This window comes from Psychrobacillus sp., assembly GCF_032154225.1.
Classification (GTDB): Bacteria; Bacillota; Bacilli; order Bacillales_A; family Planococcaceae; genus Psychrobacillus.
In genome coordinates, this window is record NZ_JALDYF010000011.1 from 99,762 (window position 1) to 118,618 (window position 18,857).

General features: G+C 33.8%; 26 protein-coding genes. 22 read left to right on the forward strand and 4 right to left on the reverse strand.

Features of this window, described 5'->3' with window-relative positions; genetic code table 11:
- Window positions 1-180: 180 nt before the first annotated feature.
- The 5 genes from RUH95_RS14475 (at window position 181) to RUH95_RS14495 (ending at window position 3,442) form a co-directional block, all read left to right on the forward strand.
- Window positions 181-393, forward strand: a complete 213-nt coding sequence (locus RUH95_RS14475; protein ID WP_313893597.1) for a DUF6366 family protein — start codon at window positions 181-183, stop codon at window positions 391-393.
- A 152-nt stretch (window positions 394-545) separates the two neighbouring features.
- Window positions 546-872, forward strand: coding sequence for a YnfA family protein (locus RUH95_RS14480; protein ID WP_313893598.1), 327 nt, complete (start codon window positions 546-548; stop codon window positions 870-872).
- A 509-nt stretch (window positions 873-1,381) separates the two neighbouring features.
- Window positions 1,382-1,966: an AAA family ATPase gene (locus tag RUH95_RS14485; RefSeq protein ID WP_313893599.1), complete on the forward strand. Its 585-nt coding sequence runs from the start codon at window positions 1,382-1,384 to the stop codon at window positions 1,964-1,966.
- A 92-nt stretch (window positions 1,967-2,058) separates the two neighbouring features.
- On the forward strand, window positions 2,059-2,958 hold the full coding sequence (locus RUH95_RS14490; RefSeq protein ID WP_313893600.1) for a phosphotransferase enzyme family protein: 900 nt from the start codon (window positions 2,059-2,061) through the stop codon (window positions 2,956-2,958).
- A 64-nt stretch (window positions 2,959-3,022) separates the two neighbouring features.
- Window positions 3,023-3,442, forward strand: a complete 420-nt coding sequence (locus tag RUH95_RS14495) for a VOC family protein (protein WP_313893601.1) — start codon at window positions 3,023-3,025, stop codon at window positions 3,440-3,442.
- 90 nt (window positions 3,443-3,532) lie between these two features.
- Here RUH95_RS14495 and RUH95_RS14500 read toward each other — a convergent pair whose 3' ends face one another.
- Window positions 3,533-4,192: a CatB-related O-acetyltransferase gene (locus tag RUH95_RS14500; RefSeq protein ID WP_313893625.1), complete on the reverse strand. Its 660-nt coding sequence runs from the start codon at window positions 4,190-4,192 to the stop codon at window positions 3,533-3,535.
- Window positions 4,193-4,471: 279 nt separating this feature from the next.
- Between RUH95_RS14500 and RUH95_RS14505 the strand changes: the two genes are divergently transcribed.
- The 5 genes from RUH95_RS14505 (at window position 4,472) to RUH95_RS14525 (ending at window position 8,145) form a co-directional block, all read left to right on the forward strand.
- A complete protein-coding gene (locus tag RUH95_RS14505; RefSeq protein ID WP_313893602.1) occupies window positions 4,472-4,699 on the forward strand; it encodes a hypothetical protein in 228 nt (75 codons plus the stop codon).
- 160 nt (window positions 4,700-4,859) lie between these two features.
- Complete coding sequence (locus RUH95_RS14510; protein WP_313893603.1) at window positions 4,860-5,351, forward strand: RNA polymerase sigma factor; 492 nt, start codon at window positions 4,860-4,862, stop codon at window positions 5,349-5,351.
- Window positions 5,351-6,115 carry a hypothetical protein gene (locus tag RUH95_RS14515; protein WP_313893604.1) on the forward strand — a complete coding sequence of 255 codons (765 nt, stop codon included), beginning with the start codon at window positions 5,351-5,353 and terminating at the stop codon, window positions 6,113-6,115. The genes RUH95_RS14510 and RUH95_RS14515 overlap by 1 nt, the downstream gene beginning before the upstream one ends.
- Before the next feature lie 448 nt (window positions 6,116-6,563).
- On the forward strand, window positions 6,564-6,785 hold the full coding sequence (locus RUH95_RS14520; RefSeq protein ID WP_313893605.1) for a hypothetical protein: 222 nt from the start codon (window positions 6,564-6,566) through the stop codon (window positions 6,783-6,785).
- A gap of 214 nt (window positions 6,786-6,999) precedes the next feature.
- Window positions 7,000-8,145: a YhgE/Pip domain-containing protein gene (locus RUH95_RS14525; RefSeq protein WP_313893606.1), complete on the forward strand. Its 1,146-nt coding sequence runs from the start codon at window positions 7,000-7,002 to the stop codon at window positions 8,143-8,145.
- 43 nt (window positions 8,146-8,188) lie between these two features.
- Here the strand turns inward: RUH95_RS14525 and RUH95_RS14530 are convergent, their stop codons facing one another.
- Window positions 8,189-8,788, reverse strand: coding sequence for a TetR/AcrR family transcriptional regulator (locus RUH95_RS14530; RefSeq protein ID WP_313893607.1), 600 nt, complete (start codon window positions 8,786-8,788; stop codon window positions 8,189-8,191).
- A gap of 203 nt (window positions 8,789-8,991) precedes the next feature.
- Between RUH95_RS14530 and RUH95_RS14535 the strand changes: the two genes are divergently transcribed.
- The 7 genes from RUH95_RS14535 to RUH95_RS14565 all read left to right on the forward strand — a co-directional run bounded on the left by RUH95_RS14535 (window position 8,992) and on the right by RUH95_RS14565 (window position 14,192).
- On the forward strand, window positions 8,992-9,921 hold the full coding sequence (locus RUH95_RS14535) for an ABC transporter ATP-binding protein (RefSeq protein WP_313893608.1): 930 nt from the start codon (window positions 8,992-8,994) through the stop codon (window positions 9,919-9,921).
- Complete coding sequence (locus RUH95_RS14540; protein WP_313893626.1) at window positions 9,918-10,808, forward strand: ABC transporter ATP-binding protein; 891 nt, start codon at window positions 9,918-9,920, stop codon at window positions 10,806-10,808. The genes RUH95_RS14535 and RUH95_RS14540 overlap by 4 nt, the downstream gene beginning before the upstream one ends.
- Window positions 10,801-11,586, forward strand: a complete 786-nt coding sequence (locus tag RUH95_RS14545; RefSeq protein WP_313893609.1) for an ABC transporter permease subunit — start codon at window positions 10,801-10,803, stop codon at window positions 11,584-11,586. The genes RUH95_RS14540 and RUH95_RS14545 overlap by 8 nt, the downstream gene beginning before the upstream one ends.
- A 548-nt stretch (window positions 11,587-12,134) precedes the next feature.
- A complete protein-coding gene (locus tag RUH95_RS14550) occupies window positions 12,135-12,629 on the forward strand; it encodes a GNAT family N-acetyltransferase (RefSeq protein WP_313893610.1) in 495 nt (164 codons plus the stop codon).
- Window positions 12,630-12,714: 85 nt separating this feature from the next.
- Window positions 12,715-13,128 carry a VOC family protein gene (locus RUH95_RS14555; protein WP_313893611.1) on the forward strand — a complete coding sequence of 138 codons (414 nt, stop codon included), beginning with the start codon at window positions 12,715-12,717 and terminating at the stop codon, window positions 13,126-13,128.
- Between the two features lie 30 nt (window positions 13,129-13,158).
- The gene (locus RUH95_RS14560) at window positions 13,159-13,506 is read left to right on the forward strand and encodes a VOC family protein (protein WP_313893612.1); all 348 of its coding nucleotides are present in this window, start codon (window positions 13,159-13,161) and stop codon (window positions 13,504-13,506) included.
- A 188-nt stretch (window positions 13,507-13,694) separates the two neighbouring features.
- The gene (locus RUH95_RS14565; RefSeq protein WP_313893613.1) at window positions 13,695-14,192 is read left to right on the forward strand and encodes an HIT family protein; all 498 of its coding nucleotides are present in this window, start codon (window positions 13,695-13,697) and stop codon (window positions 14,190-14,192) included.
- 174 nt (window positions 14,193-14,366) lie between these two features.
- Here RUH95_RS14565 and RUH95_RS14570 read toward each other — a convergent pair whose 3' ends face one another.
- Window positions 14,367-14,846: an RrF2 family transcriptional regulator gene (locus RUH95_RS14570; RefSeq protein WP_313893614.1), complete on the reverse strand. Its 480-nt coding sequence runs from the start codon at window positions 14,844-14,846 to the stop codon at window positions 14,367-14,369.
- A 193-nt stretch (window positions 14,847-15,039) separates the two neighbouring features.
- Here RUH95_RS14570 and RUH95_RS14575 point away from each other — a divergent pair, with 193 nt between their 5' ends.
- The 3 genes from RUH95_RS14575 (at window position 15,040) to RUH95_RS14585 (ending at window position 17,025) form a co-directional block, all read left to right on the forward strand.
- Entirely contained in the window at window positions 15,040-15,729 is a 690-nt protein-coding gene (locus tag RUH95_RS14575; protein ID WP_313893615.1) for an NAD(P)H-dependent oxidoreductase, read from the forward strand.
- Between the two features lie 85 nt (window positions 15,730-15,814).
- Window positions 15,815-16,258 (forward strand): carboxymuconolactone decarboxylase family protein, encoded by a 444-nt coding sequence (locus RUH95_RS14580; RefSeq protein ID WP_313893616.1) that lies wholly within the window; start codon window positions 15,815-15,817, stop codon window positions 16,256-16,258.
- A 317-nt stretch (window positions 16,259-16,575) separates the two neighbouring features.
- Entirely contained in the window at window positions 16,576-17,025 is a 450-nt protein-coding gene (locus RUH95_RS14585; protein ID WP_313893617.1) for an Imm26 family immunity protein, read from the forward strand.
- A gap of 191 nt (window positions 17,026-17,216) precedes the next feature.
- Here the strand turns inward: RUH95_RS14585 and RUH95_RS14590 are convergent, their stop codons facing one another.
- A complete protein-coding gene (locus tag RUH95_RS14590) occupies window positions 17,217-17,642 on the reverse strand; it encodes a ferritin-like domain-containing protein (RefSeq protein ID WP_313893618.1) in 426 nt (141 codons plus the stop codon).
- Window positions 17,643-17,755: 113 nt separating this feature from the next.
- Between RUH95_RS14590 and RUH95_RS14595 the strand changes: the two genes are divergently transcribed.
- Together RUH95_RS14595 and RUH95_RS14600 are read left to right on the forward strand one after the other, a co-directional pair.
- Entirely contained in the window at window positions 17,756-17,899 is a 144-nt protein-coding gene (locus RUH95_RS14595; RefSeq protein ID WP_313893619.1) for a hypothetical protein, read from the forward strand.
- Window positions 17,900-18,035: 136 nt separating this feature from the next.
- A complete protein-coding gene (locus RUH95_RS14600) occupies window positions 18,036-18,425 on the forward strand; it encodes a hypothetical protein (protein ID WP_313893620.1) in 390 nt (129 codons plus the stop codon).
- Window positions 18,426-18,857 lie beyond the last annotated feature (432 nt).

An 18,857-nucleotide genomic window follows, 5' to 3' on the forward strand; every position in this document is an offset into this window, starting at 1 on the left:
GCCCTCTTGTCTGTAATAGCTTATTTTTATTTAGACGAAAGATTGATATACAAAATTTTAATAATAACAAGTCTTGTGTTAGTTGTAGTAGATGTAATTTTAGATAAAAGAAATAAAATCGTGTCTAAATGATAAATTGTAAACCTTTATAATGAAAATTAATCATAAGGGGTGTCCAGTTTGAATAATCAACATGAAACGCCTGAAGAAAAAAGGGAACGTTTAAGACAAAGTGAATTAAAAAATAATCCAACTGGTTCTCTGAACGATGCTTTAAATAGGGGAATGAATGGGAACTTAACTGATCTAACTGGTGGTATGGGTTGGAGAGGCACAGGGATATTAATTGTTGTATTAATCGTAGTATATGTATTATATAAACTAGTATTTTAAAGGTTTATCTTTTTTAAACTAAAAGAAGCTTTATTTAAAACGTCTAAAACTCTTGAAACTCAAGGGTTTTAGGCGTTTTTTATCTATTTTAGTTACTTCAACAAAATTACGTTATACTTTATTGATTCAAATGTTTAAGGACGTGATTGGAAATGATTTATGCCGTTGTATTATTTATATTTGCGGGGCTTGCTGAAATAGGTGGAGGTTATCTTATTTGGTTATGGTTAAGAGAAGGTAAACCATATTATTGGGGGATCTTTGGTGGTGTTGCTTTGGCTTTATATGGCGTTATTGCTACATTTCAATCCTTTCCATCGTTCGGTAGAGTGTATGCTGCATACGGCGGCGTGTTTGTCGTTCTTTCTGTATTGTGGGGATGGGGCATTGATAAGAAAACGCCTGATTTATATGATTGGATAGGAGCAGGTATATGTTTACTTGGTGTGTCGGTTATTTTGTTAGCACCACGTAATTAAAAAGGGAGGACGTGAATAGGATGACGAAGGTGGCAATTAGGTTTTATATTGTGGCTTTTTTACTTTACTTCATTAGTTTTCTTGGAGGTTTTTCAATAGGTTTATATGTAATACTTCCTACTATTTTTGTTTTATTGATTGGAATAGCAGTAAATCTTAGGTTATATAAAAAACAAAAGTCTAATGTGGTGCCTATCATTACGTCCATCGTGATATGCGTTATAACCTATCCTTTATGGCATTTTTTAGTTCATAATGTGGATGATTATTATATCTTCTATCCTTTCACGTTTTTTGTATAAACATATTTCATTGAAGTCGAAAAATATATGCAGAAAATTCTCGATGGAAATGGATTAAATGATTAGCTTAATTTAAAACGTCTAAAACTCTTGATACACAAGGGTTTTAGGCGTTTTTTTGCTTATTTGAGTTATGAAAAGAAGGAATACTGCTCTTTTTGTAGAATTGATAGTAGGCAAGTTCAATAATGGAAATAGGTGATTATAATGATTATATGGTTAAATGGAGCATTTGGTTCTGGGAAAACTCAGACATCATACGAATTAAACAGAAGGATTCCTAATTCCCATGTGTATGATCCAGAAAATATAGGTTTTTTCATTAACAAGAATATACCAAAGGAAATCAGTAAAAGAGATTTCCAAGATTACAGTATTTGGCGAGAATTGAATTACACGAATTTAAAATACATAGAAAATGAATATGACGGAGTTATTATTGTTCCAATGACTATAGTAAATCCACAGTATTTTAAAGAAATTGTAGGAAAACTAAGAGATGATGGAGTAATAGTCAATCATTTTGTACTTTGGGCTTCCAAGGAAACATTACAAAAGAGGTTGCGGAGCAGGGGAGAAAGTAAAAACTCATGGGGTGCAAAACAAATAGATAGATGTATGCAAGGGTTATCAAACGAACTATTTAATCATCGAATAGAAACCGATAATATGACAATTGAAAGTGTAGTGGAAACAATAGCATCCATGTTAGACATTCCATTGCTCGATGACAACAGAAATAAGTTAAGAAAAAGATTGGACAGAATTAAAATACAAATAAAACAGTTGTGATTGATTTAGCTAAGGAATAGTAGAAAGTAATGAAAAGTTCAATTCGCTTACGCAAAAGAAATTGAACTTGATGGATATGGAGGTGAATAGGGATGGAAGAAAATTGTATTAGACTAGACGGAGGATTTCATAACGATGTATTTCACATCAAGAATAAAGGGAAAGTAGTAAGAATATCTGATGCTAAGAAAACAAAGGAAATGGTTTTGCAAGAAATAGAGTGGATGAATTTTTTATATGAGGAAGGAGTTGCTGTATCGAAGCCTGAAATGACTTTAGAGAGTGAAGAGGAACGGGTCAGAGCGTGTTTTGAATTTATTGAAGGTAACCAGATTGACGTGACAAACCAATTCCACTGGAATGTAAACATGTTTGAACAGTTGGGAAGGATTGTGGGAAAAATGCATGCCCTATCCAAAAAATTTAAGGTTGAAGGAATTCATCGACCTGTGTGGACAGTTGAAAATCCCGATGTATTTGGTATTAGAGAAAATTTAAGTCCATGGATAAGAGAGAATTACGAACAATTGATGCAAAATCTATTTTCATATGAAATGTCACCTGAAACATTTGGGCTTATCCATAATGATTTCCACCAAGGTAACCTAATTATCAATGGTGAAGGCACTTTAACTACGATTGATTTTGATGAATGTTCATATAATTGGTACGCCCAAGATATTGCGGTAGCATTCTATCATGCTTACTGGCAACATAATTCTAACAATGGCAATGTAGATACATTCCCACAGACGTTTATGAGTCATTTCTTTACAGGATATAAAGAAGAGAATCTGCTTCATAAGGACATAATTAAACAAATCCCTATTTTCTTGAAGCTGCGAGAGATTTTTTTATATAAATTATTCAGTGAGAAGTGGGATATGAATAATATAGCAGAATGGCAAAAGTATACGATGCATGAATTAGAGAAAAAAATCAAGAACGAAATCCCATATGCAGGGATTAGTGATTTTTCTGTTTTTCTGTAAAGGAGTATCAGTTGGTGACTCCTTAGAAAACGTAAAACAATATTACTTGGAAGGAGTCGATAGAATGAGCGAAAAGTTGTTAAGAGTAGGAACTACTTATATTCCAGTAACTAATGTAAAAAATTCTTATGAATGGTATGTAAACAAATTGGGGGCAGAGTTAAGCTATAAAGACGAAGGCAAAGCAATTCTTAACTTTGCAAATCAAAGTATTTTTCTTGTTAAATCTAAAGAAAATCAAAGTGCTAACTTCTTTGATTGTTATGGTGAAGAACGTTTTTCTATAACATTTGAAGTAAATGGACTAAATGCATTAGAGGCAATACATAGAGATTTTACCGATAAGGAAATAAGAGTTGGAGAAATTGAAGACAGGGGACATTCTGGAAGGAACTTTGTTTTCTTTGATTTAGATGGAAATAAATTTGATGTGTGGAGTGAATTAAGCCCAACTTTTAAAGAAAAATATTTTATCACAAAATAGAAAAACTAAAGGAAGTTTCGGCAAAAGAATAATTTTGGATTAGGGATGCAAAAAAACTACACTCTATCTAGAATGTAGTTTTTTTATTAGCTATTTTGTCTTAACTTGGTTGTAGTAAAAATCATATAATTGGTCAATGGATGAACTTGATAAAAGCGGAATTACTCTTTCAACGATTTCTCGCTCCCAATCAAACCACCGCATTTCCATTAACTTATTAATTTCTGAATCGGTGAACCTTCTTTTTATTTCCTTTGCAGGATTCCCACCAACAATTGTGTACGGTGGAACGTCCTTAGAGACGACAGAACCTGCTGCAATGATTGCACCTTCTCCAATTGTAACACCTGGCATTATCATAGCATTCATACCAATCCAAGCATCACTATTTATAACAGTATCACCTTTTGGTTCGTATGATTGTTCTATTTGGTCAGCAAATGGATATACTGTAATCCAGTCAGAGTGGTGGTTATGGTTGCCACCCATTAGAATGACAACTCCGCTAGCGATACTAACATAGTTTCCGATAATAAGTTTGTCTAAATGCCATCCATATTGCTCGATAGGATTGAACAGTACTCGAGATTTTGTGTCGCCCCATAAATACCTCACACAACCATCTTCAAAGTTTTGATGCCCATAATACCCTGAGTAATAGGAATAATCCCCCACTTCAATAAGTGGATTTGTTACTATATCTTTTAAATATTTTATTTCAGACCAATGATTAAATAATTGATGTTTCATCATGATACCTCGCTTCTAAGTTATATAGATTATAGATTTACTTAGAAGCTTAATACGACAGCTACATTTTTAAACATTTTCAAACGACGAATCATTATCATCAACCTTTCTTTTATAATAAGAAAATCGTAACGCAATACATTACAGTAGTCAAATTTACGAATGAGAAGAATTTAGCAAAGGATCAGTGCCCCGCTTAAACATAGAGGAAAGGGTGGAATTGAAGCTTAACTAGAAGTTACTATCAAATTATTATACAAAAAATAAGGGGGAAAAATTTTGAATAAGATAGTTCTGGCTTTATCTGTTGTTACCATTATAGGTTTAGGAAGTTTAATTAGTTATAATCAGAGCACTAAAGAAAATATAGTATTGGCGAGTGGGAATCAATCTGATATACCTTTAAATTACAATTGGGTTATTACTTTCGATAAGGGATTGAATCAGGATATTTTTAATGAAGAATCTATTTATGTTTTAGATGAGGAAAAAAATAAAGTCCTGTAACAGTAAAAGCTATAGATTCTGAAACTGTGGTAATAAAATCACCAAGTGAGGGCTATTTAAAAGGAACATCATATGTGTTAGATCATTTCATAAAATTTTTTCATACAGAATGTCACCAAATGGTATCTTCATGTGTGTTATAAGTGAAGGGAGTTGAAAGATGTTGCAACAATTAGTTTGGTCGACTGAACCAGATATAGAGAGAATTATTGATACATATGGCAATATGCTTTTTAGAATATGTCTTGTTATTCTATGCAATGAGAATGATGCAGAGGATGTCGTACAAGACACTTTTATTACCTATCTAACTAAATCTACAACATTTAACGATTCGGAACATGAGAAAGCATGGTTGATTACTATTGCCACTAACCGCTGCAAAAATATGAGAAGGTACAATATTATTCGTAAACATATGGATATCAATGATTTGCAATTATATTGTAAGGATGACGAAAACTATGGTTTGCTCGACAATCTTATGAAATTGTCAAATAAACATAAGATTGTATTATTACTTTATTATGTTGAGGGATATAAGGTAGATGAAATAGCAAAAATACTTAACATTACTACATCAGCAATAAAAAAACGATTACAACGCGGAAGAGAGCTTATTCGAGAAAGATATCGAAAGGAGAATGAATGATGGACTTCGATAAGATTAAAGAGGCTGTTAATTCTATTGAAATGTCAAAAACTATGGAAAATCGATTGAAAGAGAATAGTAATATTATAGAAAAGAAAAAACCGGGACAATTAAATTATAAAAGGTTGATTTCTGTAGCTTGTGCATTTGGAATCCTATTGTCAATTATGATAGGCATTCCACTTTTCAATAAGAATGGAAACTTTCAAGGCGCAAATTTTACAATCACAGCTTATGCATGGAGTGATGATGGGAATCGGTCTAATACCAAACTTTTATCAGATAAAGCTACTTTTGAATTATCAACTGAACTTAGAGGTATTACAACTGATATAACTGGTGATTCAGGTCATGCAATTTATACAAAGGTTATGCTAAATGTAAGTGGAGAACATATCGACTCGATCACTTATACCATTAACAAAGGCAAGTTTTTAGAGGATGTTATACTAACAGCTAAAGAATATGCAGACAAAGACTGGTTATTATCAGAAAAGATATTTATTACTATGAGTCATCCTGATTTAGATATATACAATGGTATAAAAGAAATTGGAAATACCTATACAGTTAAGTATAATGAACAGGATAAATATAAAAATTTAATTACAATTCCTCATGATGGCAATTTGGCAATAGATGACGATATAATAATCAAAGTAATTGTAAAATATACAGATGGAAAAACTGAACAACAAGATATTGTTGTAACGCAAGAATCAAATTCTATAGAATCAAAATCTATTTCATTAAAGCTTAAATAAAATAATCGAGATGATAATACTACTGTACAAAGAACTGAGTTAACTGGAGAAAAGAAGAACTAGTAGAAAAAGCTACAGTATGGATTTAAAAACCAATTATTGGCACAATTTACGTAGAAACCTTTCTTCAACTAACACGTGCTCTAGTCAAACATGACCATCTTTTTGATGGTCTATTTTTTTACCGAAATATCAAGTAGATATTAGAAATGCATTGTGCGAAATGTTCCTAGCTGAAATAGAGGATGGTTACATCTCTCTGGTAGAGGCTAGGAAATTCCTTATGGAATTGAAGGATTAAATCGAAAAATCAAATGAAGAGGTAACGCTCAGAAAGGTTCTCTCTTAGTCGAATAGCACTGGATTTAGTAAGAATGATTTGTGTTATAAGCTCGGTGAAAAGGCGTGAGAATTTACCGAAACAGGTTTTGCTGACGAAAGAATACCCGTGGGGGGATATCAACATTTTGATATTGAAAAAGCACAGGCACAAGCCATTTTTGGATTCGGTGGATACCGTACTAACAATCAGTTTGTGGCAATTGATGATGGAAAATTACTTGTAAGTGGCTCTCGTTCATATAATAAAATGGAATCGGCTATCGACTTATACTTAAAAGAGATTGGCGAGGAATCTGTACTTGAATATTATCAGCAAGGAAGATATTAACAAAATAAATTACAGCATTGTTTGAGATTGTATAGATATCCAATTATTTGGGTATCACCTTTTCCTCTCCACGACAAAGTATTTAATAAACACATCACCTATAGATGTTCATTACTCAACGTTTCCCTATCATTTGCCGATAGTATTTCATCATTTTTTCATTTATATTGAGTATAAATAAACAACACAATGTTTATTTATTGGAGGGAAAACGATGAAAAACAAATTTTTAGTATTGCCATTTATTGCGGTCATCGTGTTAGGAATTATTTTCTTATCCACGCAGATTCCTGTTGTTAAAATGAGTCCCAAAAATCTACCTGTTGCTCTTGTGTCTGAAGATGCTGGAGAAATGGGAGATACCTTATTGCAGAACTTGCAAAATCAGTTAGCGGCAACGGGAATGGATATGATTGAGGTCAAAGTATATGACTCCATTCAATCGATGGAAGAAGCGATGAAAGAACAAGAAGTGTATGGGGGATTAGTAGTATCAGAAAGTTTCACAGCCCAATTTGCTTCGTTGCAATCACCTTCTCCTGAAAATCCAACTATGCAAATTTATATTAATCAAGGTGCAAATGCAACGGTGGCGACAATGTTAACCTCTGCTTTAGATAATATTGTCAAGCAACTGAATTCGGTAATGAGTACACAACTGCTTCAAAATATGGGGCAAGCAAACGTACCAATTCAAGCAAGCCAAGTCCCAACATTAGTTGCACCCATCCATGCTGAAACGATTTATGTAAACTCTGTAGGAGATTTAGGATCGGCCCCAACAGCATTCTTCCAACCTCTTTGGTTTGCGAGTATTATTGGCGCTGTTTTATTTTACTTAGCACAAACGAAGACGACTTTTAGTTCAAAGCAACAAAAACTAAAATTTCATGGAGTACAATCCATTGTTGCAATCATCTACGCATTTTTTGCTGGCTATTTTGTAACATGGTCAACAACATGGATGTTAGGTTTTTCATTTGAGGATTTCAATAAAGTCGCATTATTTAGCTCGCTAGCTTGTTTGGGTTTCGTATTTTTAATACTTGCGACGGTTACTTGGTTACGTTTTCCTAGCTTAGTTATCTACGTTTTACTTATGTTCTTTGGATTACCTTTAATTCAATTGGCACCTGAAATGCTACCAACTTTTTATCAAGATTATATTTTGCCATGGTTACCGATGAAGTTTTTAATTAATGGTTTAAAAGATATTTTATACTTCGGTCAAGGTATATTTAATGGAAATGGCGTTGTGTTATCATGGATTGCAGTAATTTCGTTTATTTTACTTTGGATAAAACAGCTCATTGAAAAGCCACGCCCAACTGAAGAAATAAATACGGAAGTTGTAGAATAAAAAACAGGTCACCGCTCTAGTAAAGGCGGTGGCCTGTTTTGGTTCATTCGGTAAAAGGGAGAACGCCAAAAGCTCCCATGGGGCCTTTTAAAAAAATATCCCACACCATTTGAGCTAATTGTTCAGGAGTCTGCTTCATATCTGATTGAATCCAGTATTGAATGACACTAATAAACATTGCGCTTGCAAATAACGCTAAAAATTCAATGGGATATAAAAATGGATGTTCAGATACTTTAAATGGTATGTTATTTCGGAACATATATATAAATGTATTTTTTATTCGATCTTGGAAGGAAAAGAATCCTCTTGTTTTTAATAAAATTGTAAGTAATTCTTGTTCCTCTTGTAAAAGATGGAAAACGTGAACAATTGCCGGGTAACGTGAATGAAGAAATTTATCCATCGTATCATCATCCTGTAAATATTCCATTGCAACATGTTCAAGTTTTTCAAACAGTTCTTGTTCGTACTTTTCGAGCATTTCATATTTATCTACATAATGTAAATAAAATGTTCCACGATTGATATTCGCTCGTTTTGTAATATCTAAAACCGTTATTACCTCAAAATCCTTCTCTTCCATTAATGAAAGGAGTGCATTTCGTATTTCTTTTCTTGTTTTCACCACACGTCGATCCATATTTTCCTCCTAGTTATTCAACAGATAAAGCTTAACTGTTGAGTAATCAACACATCATACAAACTTGCCGATAGGATACCTATTTCGAATATTCTATACTTATATTAAACTTTATACAACAGTGTGTTCAGAAAGAGGTTGTATAAACAACTTGTCAAGACTATATGGTAACTAAATCCCTTAACGACTGAAGGAGTGAGAAGATGAAGGTAATTTCATTACAGCATGTCACAAAAGATTATGGACATGGACGAGGGATTTTTGATGTTTCATTTAATGTTGAAAAAGGTACTGTGTATGGATTTTTAGGGCCAAATGGGGCTGGAAAAACGACTGCCATTCGTCACATTATGGGATTTTCAAAACCGCAACAAGGCATCGTAACAGTAAATGGTATGGATAGTTGGGCAAATGCTAGCACCATCCAAGAAGACCTAGGCTATTTACCTGGCGAAGTAGCATTGCCTGAAAATTTAACAGGTGAGCAATTCATTCAAATGATGATGGATTTAAGAAAAGTTAAAGATGATACGCATTGCAAAAAACTAATAGACTTTTTTGAGCTAGATGCTTCAGGAAAGATAAAACGAATGTCACTTGGTATGAAAAGAAAATTAGCAATTGTAACGGCATTCATGCATGATCCGGATGTACTCGTGCTCGATGAGCCAACAAGTGGTTTAGATCCAATTATGCAGCAACGCTTTATCGATTTCGTGAAAGAAGAGAAAAAGCGTGGCAAAACGATTTTACTTTCAAGCCATATTTTTACGGAAGTTGATGCTACTTGCGATGAAATTTCGATTGTTAAAGATGGGCATTTGATGTCTTCATTTAACAAACAGGAACTATTGAAAATGACAGAAAAGATCTTCCATGTGACAGTCCAAAACACAATGCAGTATACGCAACTTGTGCAAATGATTGAGTCGAATGCAGCATTCCATTTAATCTTTAATAATGAACAAACAAATGAACTTCAAATTGGCTGTTATCCAAGTGACTTATCACAACTTATCAAATTATTAGCCAACTTTACTATCTCTAGTTTCAACGAAGTGCCGTTTAGTTTGGAAAAGCATTTTATGGAGTTTTATGATAGACGTGTAGGAGGGGAATTGTCGTGGCAATGATTGAACTACACAATGTGACGAAAGATTATGGAGAGAGACGAGGTATTTTTAATATCAACCTTTCCATTGAAACAGGTGAAGCATTTGGGTTTGTTGGTACAAACGGAGCAGGTAAAACAACGACGATTCGTCATTTAATGGGTTTTTTAAAACCAAATAACGGAACGGTGAAAGTTAAGAACCTTGATGCGTGGGATGATGCAGCAGAAATTAAGCAATGGATTGGCTATATCCCAGGAGAAATTGCCTTTCCAGATGTATCTACTGGCTGGGATTTCATTCATCAGCAAGCTGAGCTTTTACACGTAACGGATTTAAGCTACGCGAATCAATTAATCGAAAGACTTCAGCTCGACCCTTCAGCAAATATTAAACGTATGTCTAAGGGAATGAAACAAAAAACTGCGATTGTTGTTGCACTCATGGCCGATAGTCCTATTCTTATTCTAGATGAGCCAACAACGGGACTTGATCCTTTAATGCGCACGGAATTTATACAAATTATCAAAGAGGAAAAAGCAAATGGCAAAACGATTTTTATGTCGAGCCATATGTTCGAGGAAATTGAAGAAACATGCGATAAAGTGGCGATGATTAAGGAAGGAAAGATAGTTGCGATTACACCTATTTCAATTATTACGTCTAATGAAAATCAACGATTTATCATAGAGTTTTGCAATGAGCAGGAATGTAGTCGTTTTATTCAAGAGAAGTTCGATTCGATATCCATTAGTCATACAACTGTTTCTATAAATATCGAAAATAATACATTAAATGAATTTTTATCTATCTTATCAACTTATCAATTTGATAATTTAACAGAACAAAAACATACGCTACAAGAGCAGTTTTATAACCTTTATGCGGGAGGACAATCTAATGATTAATGGTACGATTTTCAAACAAACCTTACGTGCAAATGTAAAGCTTTGGCTTATTTTTACGATTGTTTTAACTTTATTACAAGTAGTTATGGTTGCGGTGTTTGATGCAAGTACTTTAGCAGATGTTAGTCATTTAGTAGAAGGGACACCACTTGCAGGACTACTTGGACAGTCGACTTTACTGAGTATGCTTGCTTCAACATTTTATTCAATTCATGGAGTCATTTTTCCGATTATTTATATCATTATGACAGCAAATAGTTTAATTGCCTCACAGGTTGACCGTGGCTCCATGGCGTATTTATTATCAACGCCAACGAAACGATCTACAATTATTGTTACACAGGCCTTTTACTTAATTGTAGCTTTGGTGGTAATGTTCTTTATTGAGACAGTTGCTGGCTTAATTACGATTCAAGTGTTCCAATCAGAAACAGATATTATGGTAGCTGATTATGTTATGCTGAATGTTGGTTTGTTTTTATTAATGTTTGCCATTAGCGGTATTTCGTTCTTTTTCTCAAGCTATTGCAACTTAACGAAAAACTCCCTTGCTTTTGGTGCTGGTATTCCCATTGCCTTTTTCTTATTTCAGTTGCTAAGTTCAGTTGACGATAGCCTTAACGTACTAAGTTACTTCACAATTAATGCATTATTTGATACAACTGCTATTTTAGAAGGTGAAAACTATTGGTGGAAGTTAATCATTCTTTTAGGTATTGGCATTGTTCTTTATATTGCGAGTTTAGAAGTATTTAAACGAAAAGACCTTCCGCTTTAATCTTTATAAATCAAAAACGAGCGTGTGAATTTAATAATTCGTATGCTCGTTTTTTTGTTCAACAAAATTGAAATAAGAAGGGATATCACGCCTGTTGATTAACTATTTTATTCAATTTTTTATTTCCGTTAGTTTTCTAGGTAGAGTGCGTCTTAACGGTAGTTTCCGATGGGATTATCGCTACAGGGGTCGACGCTTTCGCCTCAGCCTATTCCCTCACTTCGTTCAGTCCAGGATCTTCGACTAACGCTGTTCCCGCTGGAGTCGCCAGCCCTTTCGCTTCAATCTAGTAGAGACGGCTACTTATTTAAAATGGAGGAACTATCTCTAAGAAAGAGGGGGAGAATGAATGCTTTTCCAACCACAGCAAAGGTATAATAGCTGTTCGTTAAGAAGGTCTATTTTGCTCGACATAGAAATAGGGTTATCAACAGACGTTTAGGGATGTACAAAAATAAATAGAATTAGTGCATGTAAAGGAATAAAGGTTTTAATGATCCAAAAGTCGAAAAGAATATATAACCCAATACAACACAAGGAGAGACAATTTGAAAAAAATAAGAGAAGCAACAAAAGAAGATATGATAGAAATCTATAAGATGGGCTTTGATGTTTGGGGCGATTATATGCCGGTCGAAGAATATATAACTATGTGTCAGAATTCAAGTAAGTATAAAAAGGGGAAATGGTACGTTCTTGAAGCTACAGATACAAAGGAATTACTAAGTTCTCTTATCGTACATGAACTTAACCCCTCAGAAGACATGATTGTAAAAGGAATAGGTTCAATCGCTACACCTGTACATTTAAGAAAAAATGGATATGCTTTTTTATTAGTCAAAGAAATAGTAAATAAATTGGAACAGGAAGAAAACTGTAACAACTTTTTCTTGTATAGTGATATTGGAACAGAATTTTATAAAAGATTAGGCTTTAATGTTCTGCCAAATGAAAGTCAAAAATATAGAGACAGTATTTGTATGTATTACTCAAAAGAAAATGATGTCGCCACAATTTCATTTGATATCCCCAGTTACTTTTAAAATACATGATTATTCAACAAACGGGGAAGTTTAATGAAAGAACCTTACTGAAGAGTAAAATTAAACTAAAAAAGGGGAAATAACTATGACAAAACAATTTTGGATCAACTTGCCAGTTAAAGATACAAATAAATCAAAAGAGTTTTATAGCAAACTTGGATTTTCGACTAATACACCCCCTGGCAATAGTGATCAGGTGCAATTAGTCATCGGAGATAATAATTCTCCCATAATGCTTTTTCCTATTTCCACTTTCGCAAATTTTACCAATCATGAAATAGTCGATACAAAACAAGCTACTGAAGTATTATTTTCAATTGATGCAGAGAGCAAAGAAGAAGTAGATGAAATAGCAAAGAATGCAGTAAGGGCTGGAGGCACAATTTTTGGTGAACCTTCAGAGAACCAAGGTTGGATGTACGGCTGCGGTTTTGCTGATTTAGACGGTCACCGCTGGAATGTATTGTATATGGATATGAGCAAGATGCCGAAAAACTAAAAATTTTAAGACAGACAGGAGTTAGATACATTGATAAAAGGTTTCGGTGGAATATTTTGGAGAACTAAGAATATTGATGCTGTAAAAAAGTGGTACAGCGAAGTGTTGAAGATTGAAATAAACAATTGGAATATGAGTGTAATTAAACCCCAGTCAGAAAATGAGACTATTTTTTCTTTATTTACAGAGGATGACAGTTATTTTCCAACAGATCAACAAGTGATGTTAAATTTCCAAGTACATGATCTAGACGAGACTATTAAGCATTTTGAACAGATTGGTATACCTCTTGCCAAACAAAAAGAGATTAGTGAATTTGGAAAGTTTGTTTGGATTAAAGATCCTGAAGGTCGACTGATCGAGCTTTGGGAGAAGTAGTGGGGTGTAATCATTTGCTACTAAGTTAGTGCGGCTTAGTTAAACAAGACCATCATTTCGATGTTCTATTATTTATCCAAAACATTAATTAGATATCAGAAATCTATTGTGAAATATTACACTTAAACTAAAGCAGCAGGTTAGTTGAAGAAGAATGAACAATAATTTTATTTAAAGGGGTAAATAATATGATTCAATATAGGCATATGCCACAAGGCTATGTTTGTCCATTTTGTCTTTTAGTAAAAGGTATTGAGGATGAAGAAGACAAGTTAATCCAATCTAAACAGCAAGATATTGTGTATAAAGATGACTATGTAACGGCTTTAATCGCAACATTGTGGTGGCCAAATAATAAAGCCCATGTAATCATCGTCCCAAATAAACATTTTGAAAATATTTTCGACTTACCTATTGAATATGCTACACGAATTCATCAGCTGGCACAGAAGATATCCTACGCATTAAAGGAGTGTTACAAATGCGATGGTATTTCTACTCGACAACACAACGAACCTGGGGGAAGTCAGGATGTATGGCATTATCATTTACACGTTTATCCACGCTATAATGATGACGATCTTTATCGAACCGACGGTAATTTAAGTTCTTCAAAGGAAAGGGTAAAATATGCTGGAAAATTAAGAACCTGGTTTGAAATAAATGAGTTGAACAATGATAACTAAAATTCACAAGTTACATATTCCTTCTTCAACTAACGGGGCAATTTAGTTGAGGAATGGTTGTATTTATCGATTGACAATTGAAAGGACTTTTTATTGAGCTAGGAAACAAACCTCTAATGAAATTCCTATTAATTAGGGAAATTCATTAGAGGTTTGTTTCTTTTAGATGCTAATCTACGAAAAATATTTCCGGGTATCTTCACGTATTTGTTTGGGCAAGACACGATTAAGCTCTTCGTTTAACCATGAAAGTTTTTTACTACGTAAGTCATCACGCATTTTTTCTTCCGCAGAGAGCATAACTAAATTGATGGTACAAAAAGAGGGAGCTGAACAGCACCCTTCTCGATACAAATAGCCATTATCTTTAATATTTTTACATTGAAAAATAGGCTTAGGACCTTCAATTGCTTCAACTACATCCCAAAAGGAAATATCTTCTGGAGATTTAGCAAGTTTATAACCACCCTTAACACCAGGAACTGAGCTAACAATACCTGCTTTTGATAATTTACCGAAAACTTTTGATAAAAATGTCTCAGAAAGTCCTTGGAATTCTGCTAAATCCTTTATTCCAATACTTTCCTTGGAAGGAACATCAATCAAATAAACCAGACAATGTAAAGCATATTCAACGCCGACACCATATTGCATATAAACTCACCTACTTTTGATTAAGGAATATCAAATTTTATCTTAGATGGATTTAGAGAACTAGTCAAATAAATGAAACCTCGCTCTTTGGTAAATTTAATTAGTTGACAAAAATAATTATAACTAATATTATAGATCATGTTAATCGTCGATTGACTTAATCTTTATTAAAAAGCTATTAAGAGGAAATATATTGGCACTAAGAATGGAACTACAAAATATTCAAACCAATAGAGGTGGAACAATGAAAATTTTACAGTTAATGGCTCATCCTGATTATAACAATCAAAAAAGAGCAGCAAACCGTTTAGCAGATGTTGGATTAAAAACTTTACAAGAAAAATTAAATGGTCAAGGAACAATCGAAGTATTAAGTGTTTACGATCCAAATAATATTATCCCGCAAGTTACTGCTGACACTTTAAATCTTACTAATCCTAAAGAAATGTCTGCTGAACGATTAAAAAATCATGAAGCACAATATAAATTAATTAAACAATGGAAGTCAGCAGACTATATTTATATTTACATGCCTTTGCATAATTGGAATGTGCCTGCAAAGTTTAAAGACTATCTGGATAATATTCTAACAGCAAGAGAAACATTCAAATACACTGAAACTGGTTCAGTTGGATTAATGTCAGACGAAACTACCAAGGTCACATTTATCCTCACGAGTGGAAGTGAATATGATACTAATTACCGATATGTAAATTTAGATATTGCGCCACAATATATGCGCGGAGTACTGCACATGATGGGAATTAACCAAATGAAATTAATACGTGCTCAAGGCTTAGACATTTTTACTAACGACAAAGAAGAAATAATGAAATCTGCTGAAAAAGAATTAGTAGGTTATATTAACTCACAATCTTTCTAAACTAGAAAAATTTGCGACCCTTTGAATTAAAGGGAAAGGTGTTAAAATGCAGAGCTAACTAAGCTTTTTAAGGAGGGAATTAAAAATGGAACAACGAATTGATTATTACAATGTAGCACCAGAAGCACTTAAAATCATGTCGGAAATGGAGAGGTATACGAAAACTACAGGTATAGACCGTAAACTTCGTGAAATTGTAAAAATTCGGGCTTCTCAAATAAATGGTTGTGCATACTGTATTAACATGCACACGGCAGATGCTAGAAAAATGGGAGAAACGGAACAACGTTTATATTGTATTAGTGCTTGGAGAGAGTGTACATTTTATTCAGATGCGGAAAAAGTAGCTCTTGAATTGACAGAGTACGTGACTTTAATCCCGACAAAACGTGTGCCTGATGAGCTTTATCAACGAGTACGTGAACATTATGACGAAAGACAATATGTTGACCTTGTTCTAATAATCAATCAAATCAACAGTTGGAATAGAATTTCTATTGCAATGGGGAATACAGCAACAGAAAAATAATTACTATTCTAGGACGGACATCTTATAATGCGTCTCAGATTGTAGAAAAAAGCATCCAATGAACCAACTTGGGTGCTTTTCCATTTTATGCTTAAACATGACTTTAGCTGATTCTGTTTTAAATCATTCCTGACCTTTCTATAAGGATGATTTCTTTTATTTTCTTAGATTGTGAAATATCGCTCTTAAACTATTAGGTGCTTTAGTTGAAGAACATGGGTTGCTTAGGCAACTATTTTTTTCTTATTGAACTAACGCAGCAGTTTAGTTTAAGAGGGAATTAAGAATGTGATTGTATCTGCAAGGAGGAAATGTTCGTGGCTCGAAGAAAGAAAATAAAAGTGTCCTTTGGCGATTTATTTACAATACCTGGTAAAAATGAACTGATGACTATCGGTCAAGTCGTATATAAAGGCTCTACTTCTAATGTTTTCATTATTTTTGATTGCGTATATAAACAAGGTGAATCAATAAATGAAATTAAAAATAATCCAATTTTGTTTATAGTCAATACAGTCGATACGAAGCTTGAAGATTCTGAATGGAAAGTAGTCGTGAATAAAAAAATTTCTGAAGCTTTAATTCTTCGGATTTATATTGCTGAAACCTTAGATGGGTTCGTTGTTTTGGATGCAGGCAGAAAAATAATAAGACATGCGACAGAAAATGATGTGAAATGTTTATCTACTCTTACGTCTGTTTCGCCAGTTATTCTTGAAGATGCAGTAAAACTAAATTTGGTAATGAGGAATGGTATCCATACTTAGACAATCTTTTATATAAACCATGATTTTAAACTAACGGGTACTTTACTTCAATAAGGAGTAGAGCTTTTTTACTAACGGGTAGGTTAGTTCAATAAGAGGAGGGAACTTTTTATTTAGCATTTGACACATTATGTGTCATTGATTCTTTTTAGACAACAAAAAAACCGACCTGAAAGCCGGCTAAACTTAAATTAAAGTTGATTCATGAAATACAAAAACCAAACGGCATGGTTCTGCTCATCAGCAGAGGCCTGTGTAAATGCGTTTCTTATAACCTCATTATTGTATTTTCTAGCAATCTCATGATAAAAATCTACAGTTTCTTGTTCGTCTATAAATGCAGCTAATACACCACTTTTATAATCTTGGGAGCATTGATTAGTGATTTGAGGTGTTGGTTGATTTCCGGTTAATGAAATATAAATCTGAGCAAAGGTTTGATAGTGTCTAATTTCATCATTTCGGATTTCAAGTATTCTGTTTTTAATCTCATGGTTCCGAGCTTGATTAGCTAATATTTCATAGCAATATATGGCTTCATATTCTCCGTTTATGGCTTTCGAAAGATCGTTGATGATTTCTCTACTTGAAGAATGCTGCATGGAGTTCTGATTCATTTTTTCACCTCTACTGATAGCGTATTCAAGCTTGTTAGTAAGGGAATCTTGTCCGATGTTATAAAAAAATGACACAGTTCGAAACAAAATGTGCATAAAAAGGAGTTGATTCTGTGGAAGTAGTTTATACGAAATGGCACAACAATTACGACTTGAAATTGGGGAATAAATATAAGGCTTCTCAATATAAAGAAGGATGGTTGTTAATTGGTTCTGTTCTATATCGTGAGGAATGTTTTGAAAAAGTAAGTGCGTAGTACGACCATAAAGTGTAATAAAAGAGAGGGTGCTTTACTTCAAGAAGGTAGTAAAGCCTTTTTCCTTATTGAACTAATGTGACAGGTTAGTGAAATATGGGTGTTAACTTTTGTTATACAGTTGGTAGTTAATATCGTGGAGATTTCTAAGAAAAAGACACTGAAAAATCGGATTACTTTCTTAATATTAGTTTTAGTAATAGTCGGTGGAGCAACATATTATGATGTTTTCTATACACCTAAAAATTCGTTAGAACTATATCAAGCAATTTCATTTGCAGATGACTTTGAAGACGCAAAGAAGCTAATGTTAGATGGGTATGAAGATAATTTTAAGGAAGAGGATTTTGAATTTATAAATAGTTTGGATGCATCTCCAAATCGTGTAGGTCAATTCACTTTTTTGGAATATGATGAAAGAACTTTTGTGATTATGACTTCACCAGGTACAAAAAAGTTAGAAGTACCTGCAGTTGATGAATTGCCAAAAGATATAAGGAATTACTTTCTCCAATTAGCACAATAAAAACTAAGTTCTTCAACTAACGGGTGCTTGTGCGGCCGAGCCTAGGTCGTATCATATAGCGGGTGGGATTCCCGTCGAGAAAGGACTAGCCATTCACTCGTAGCGAGTCTTGGAGGGCTAATGGTAACATTATTCTTTAAGCGTAGACAGTTAGGTGGCGGGCCGAAAGCCAAATGGTTGAAGGGATTGAGCTCCATAATGTTAGTAAATCGAGAGGGCTGATGCCTTAAGCACAGCAGAAAGCTACATTTTACCCGTCGTTAAAGGCAAGAAGGATAAAACCTTTCTGGAGTCAGAGACCTTGGCATATCAGACATTGATATGATATGGCAACTCGGTAGACCCTACCGGTCTCTTCTTATAGAAGAGTATGGTGCACAAGTGATAATAAGCAAGGAAACCAAATGCCGTTGTAGGGAGTCGGATAGCAGC

Excerpts from the sequence above, each read along its gene's own strand:
- RUH95_RS14510 (WP_313893603.1), top strand. The coding sequence starts at position 4,860 with ATGTTGCAACAATTAGTTTGGTCGACTGAACCAGATATAGAGAGAATT.
- RUH95_RS14555 (WP_313893611.1), top strand. The coding sequence starts at position 12,715 with ATGACAAAACAATTTTGGATCAACTTGCCAGTTAAAGATACAAATAAA.
- RUH95_RS14525 (WP_313893606.1), top strand. The coding sequence starts at position 7,000 with ATGAAAAACAAATTTTTAGTATTGCCATTTATTGCGGTCATCGTGTTA.
- RUH95_RS14570 (WP_313893614.1), bottom strand. The coding sequence starts at position 14,846 with ATGCAATATGGTGTCGGCGTTGAATATGCTTTACATTGTCTGGTTTAT.
- RUH95_RS14580 (WP_313893616.1), top strand. The coding sequence starts at position 15,815 with ATGGAACAACGAATTGATTATTACAATGTAGCACCAGAAGCACTTAAA.
- RUH95_RS14495 (WP_313893601.1), top strand. The coding sequence starts at position 3,023 with ATGAGCGAAAAGTTGTTAAGAGTAGGAACTACTTATATTCCAGTAACT.
- RUH95_RS14485 (WP_313893599.1), top strand. The coding sequence starts at position 1,382 with ATGATTATATGGTTAAATGGAGCATTTGGTTCTGGGAAAACTCAGACA.
- RUH95_RS14515 (WP_313893604.1), top strand. The coding sequence starts at position 5,351 with ATGGACTTCGATAAGATTAAAGAGGCTGTTAATTCTATTGAAATGTCA.
- RUH95_RS14535 (WP_313893608.1), top strand. The coding sequence starts at position 8,992 with ATGAAGGTAATTTCATTACAGCATGTCACAAAAGATTATGGACATGGA.
- RUH95_RS14545 (WP_313893609.1), top strand. The coding sequence starts at position 10,801 with ATGATTAATGGTACGATTTTCAAACAAACCTTACGTGCAAATGTAAAG.
- RUH95_RS14490 (WP_313893600.1), top strand. The coding sequence starts at position 2,059 with ATGGAAGAAAATTGTATTAGACTAGACGGAGGATTTCATAACGATGTA.
- RUH95_RS14530 (WP_313893607.1), bottom strand. The coding sequence starts at position 8,788 with ATGGATCGACGTGTGGTGAAAACAAGAAAAGAAATACGAAATGCACTC.
- RUH95_RS14480 (WP_313893598.1), top strand. The coding sequence starts at position 546 with ATGATTTATGCCGTTGTATTATTTATATTTGCGGGGCTTGCTGAAATA.
- RUH95_RS14565 (WP_313893613.1), top strand. The coding sequence starts at position 13,695 with ATGATTCAATATAGGCATATGCCACAAGGCTATGTTTGTCCATTTTGT.
- RUH95_RS14590 (WP_313893618.1), bottom strand. The coding sequence starts at position 17,642 with ATGAATCAGAACTCCATGCAGCATTCTTCAAGTAGAGAAATCATCAAC.
- RUH95_RS14540 (WP_313893626.1), top strand. The coding sequence starts at position 9,918 with ATGATTGAACTACACAATGTGACGAAAGATTATGGAGAGAGACGAGGT.
- RUH95_RS14500 (WP_313893625.1), bottom strand. The coding sequence starts at position 4,192 with ATGAAACATCAATTATTTAATCATTGGTCTGAAATAAAATATTTAAAA.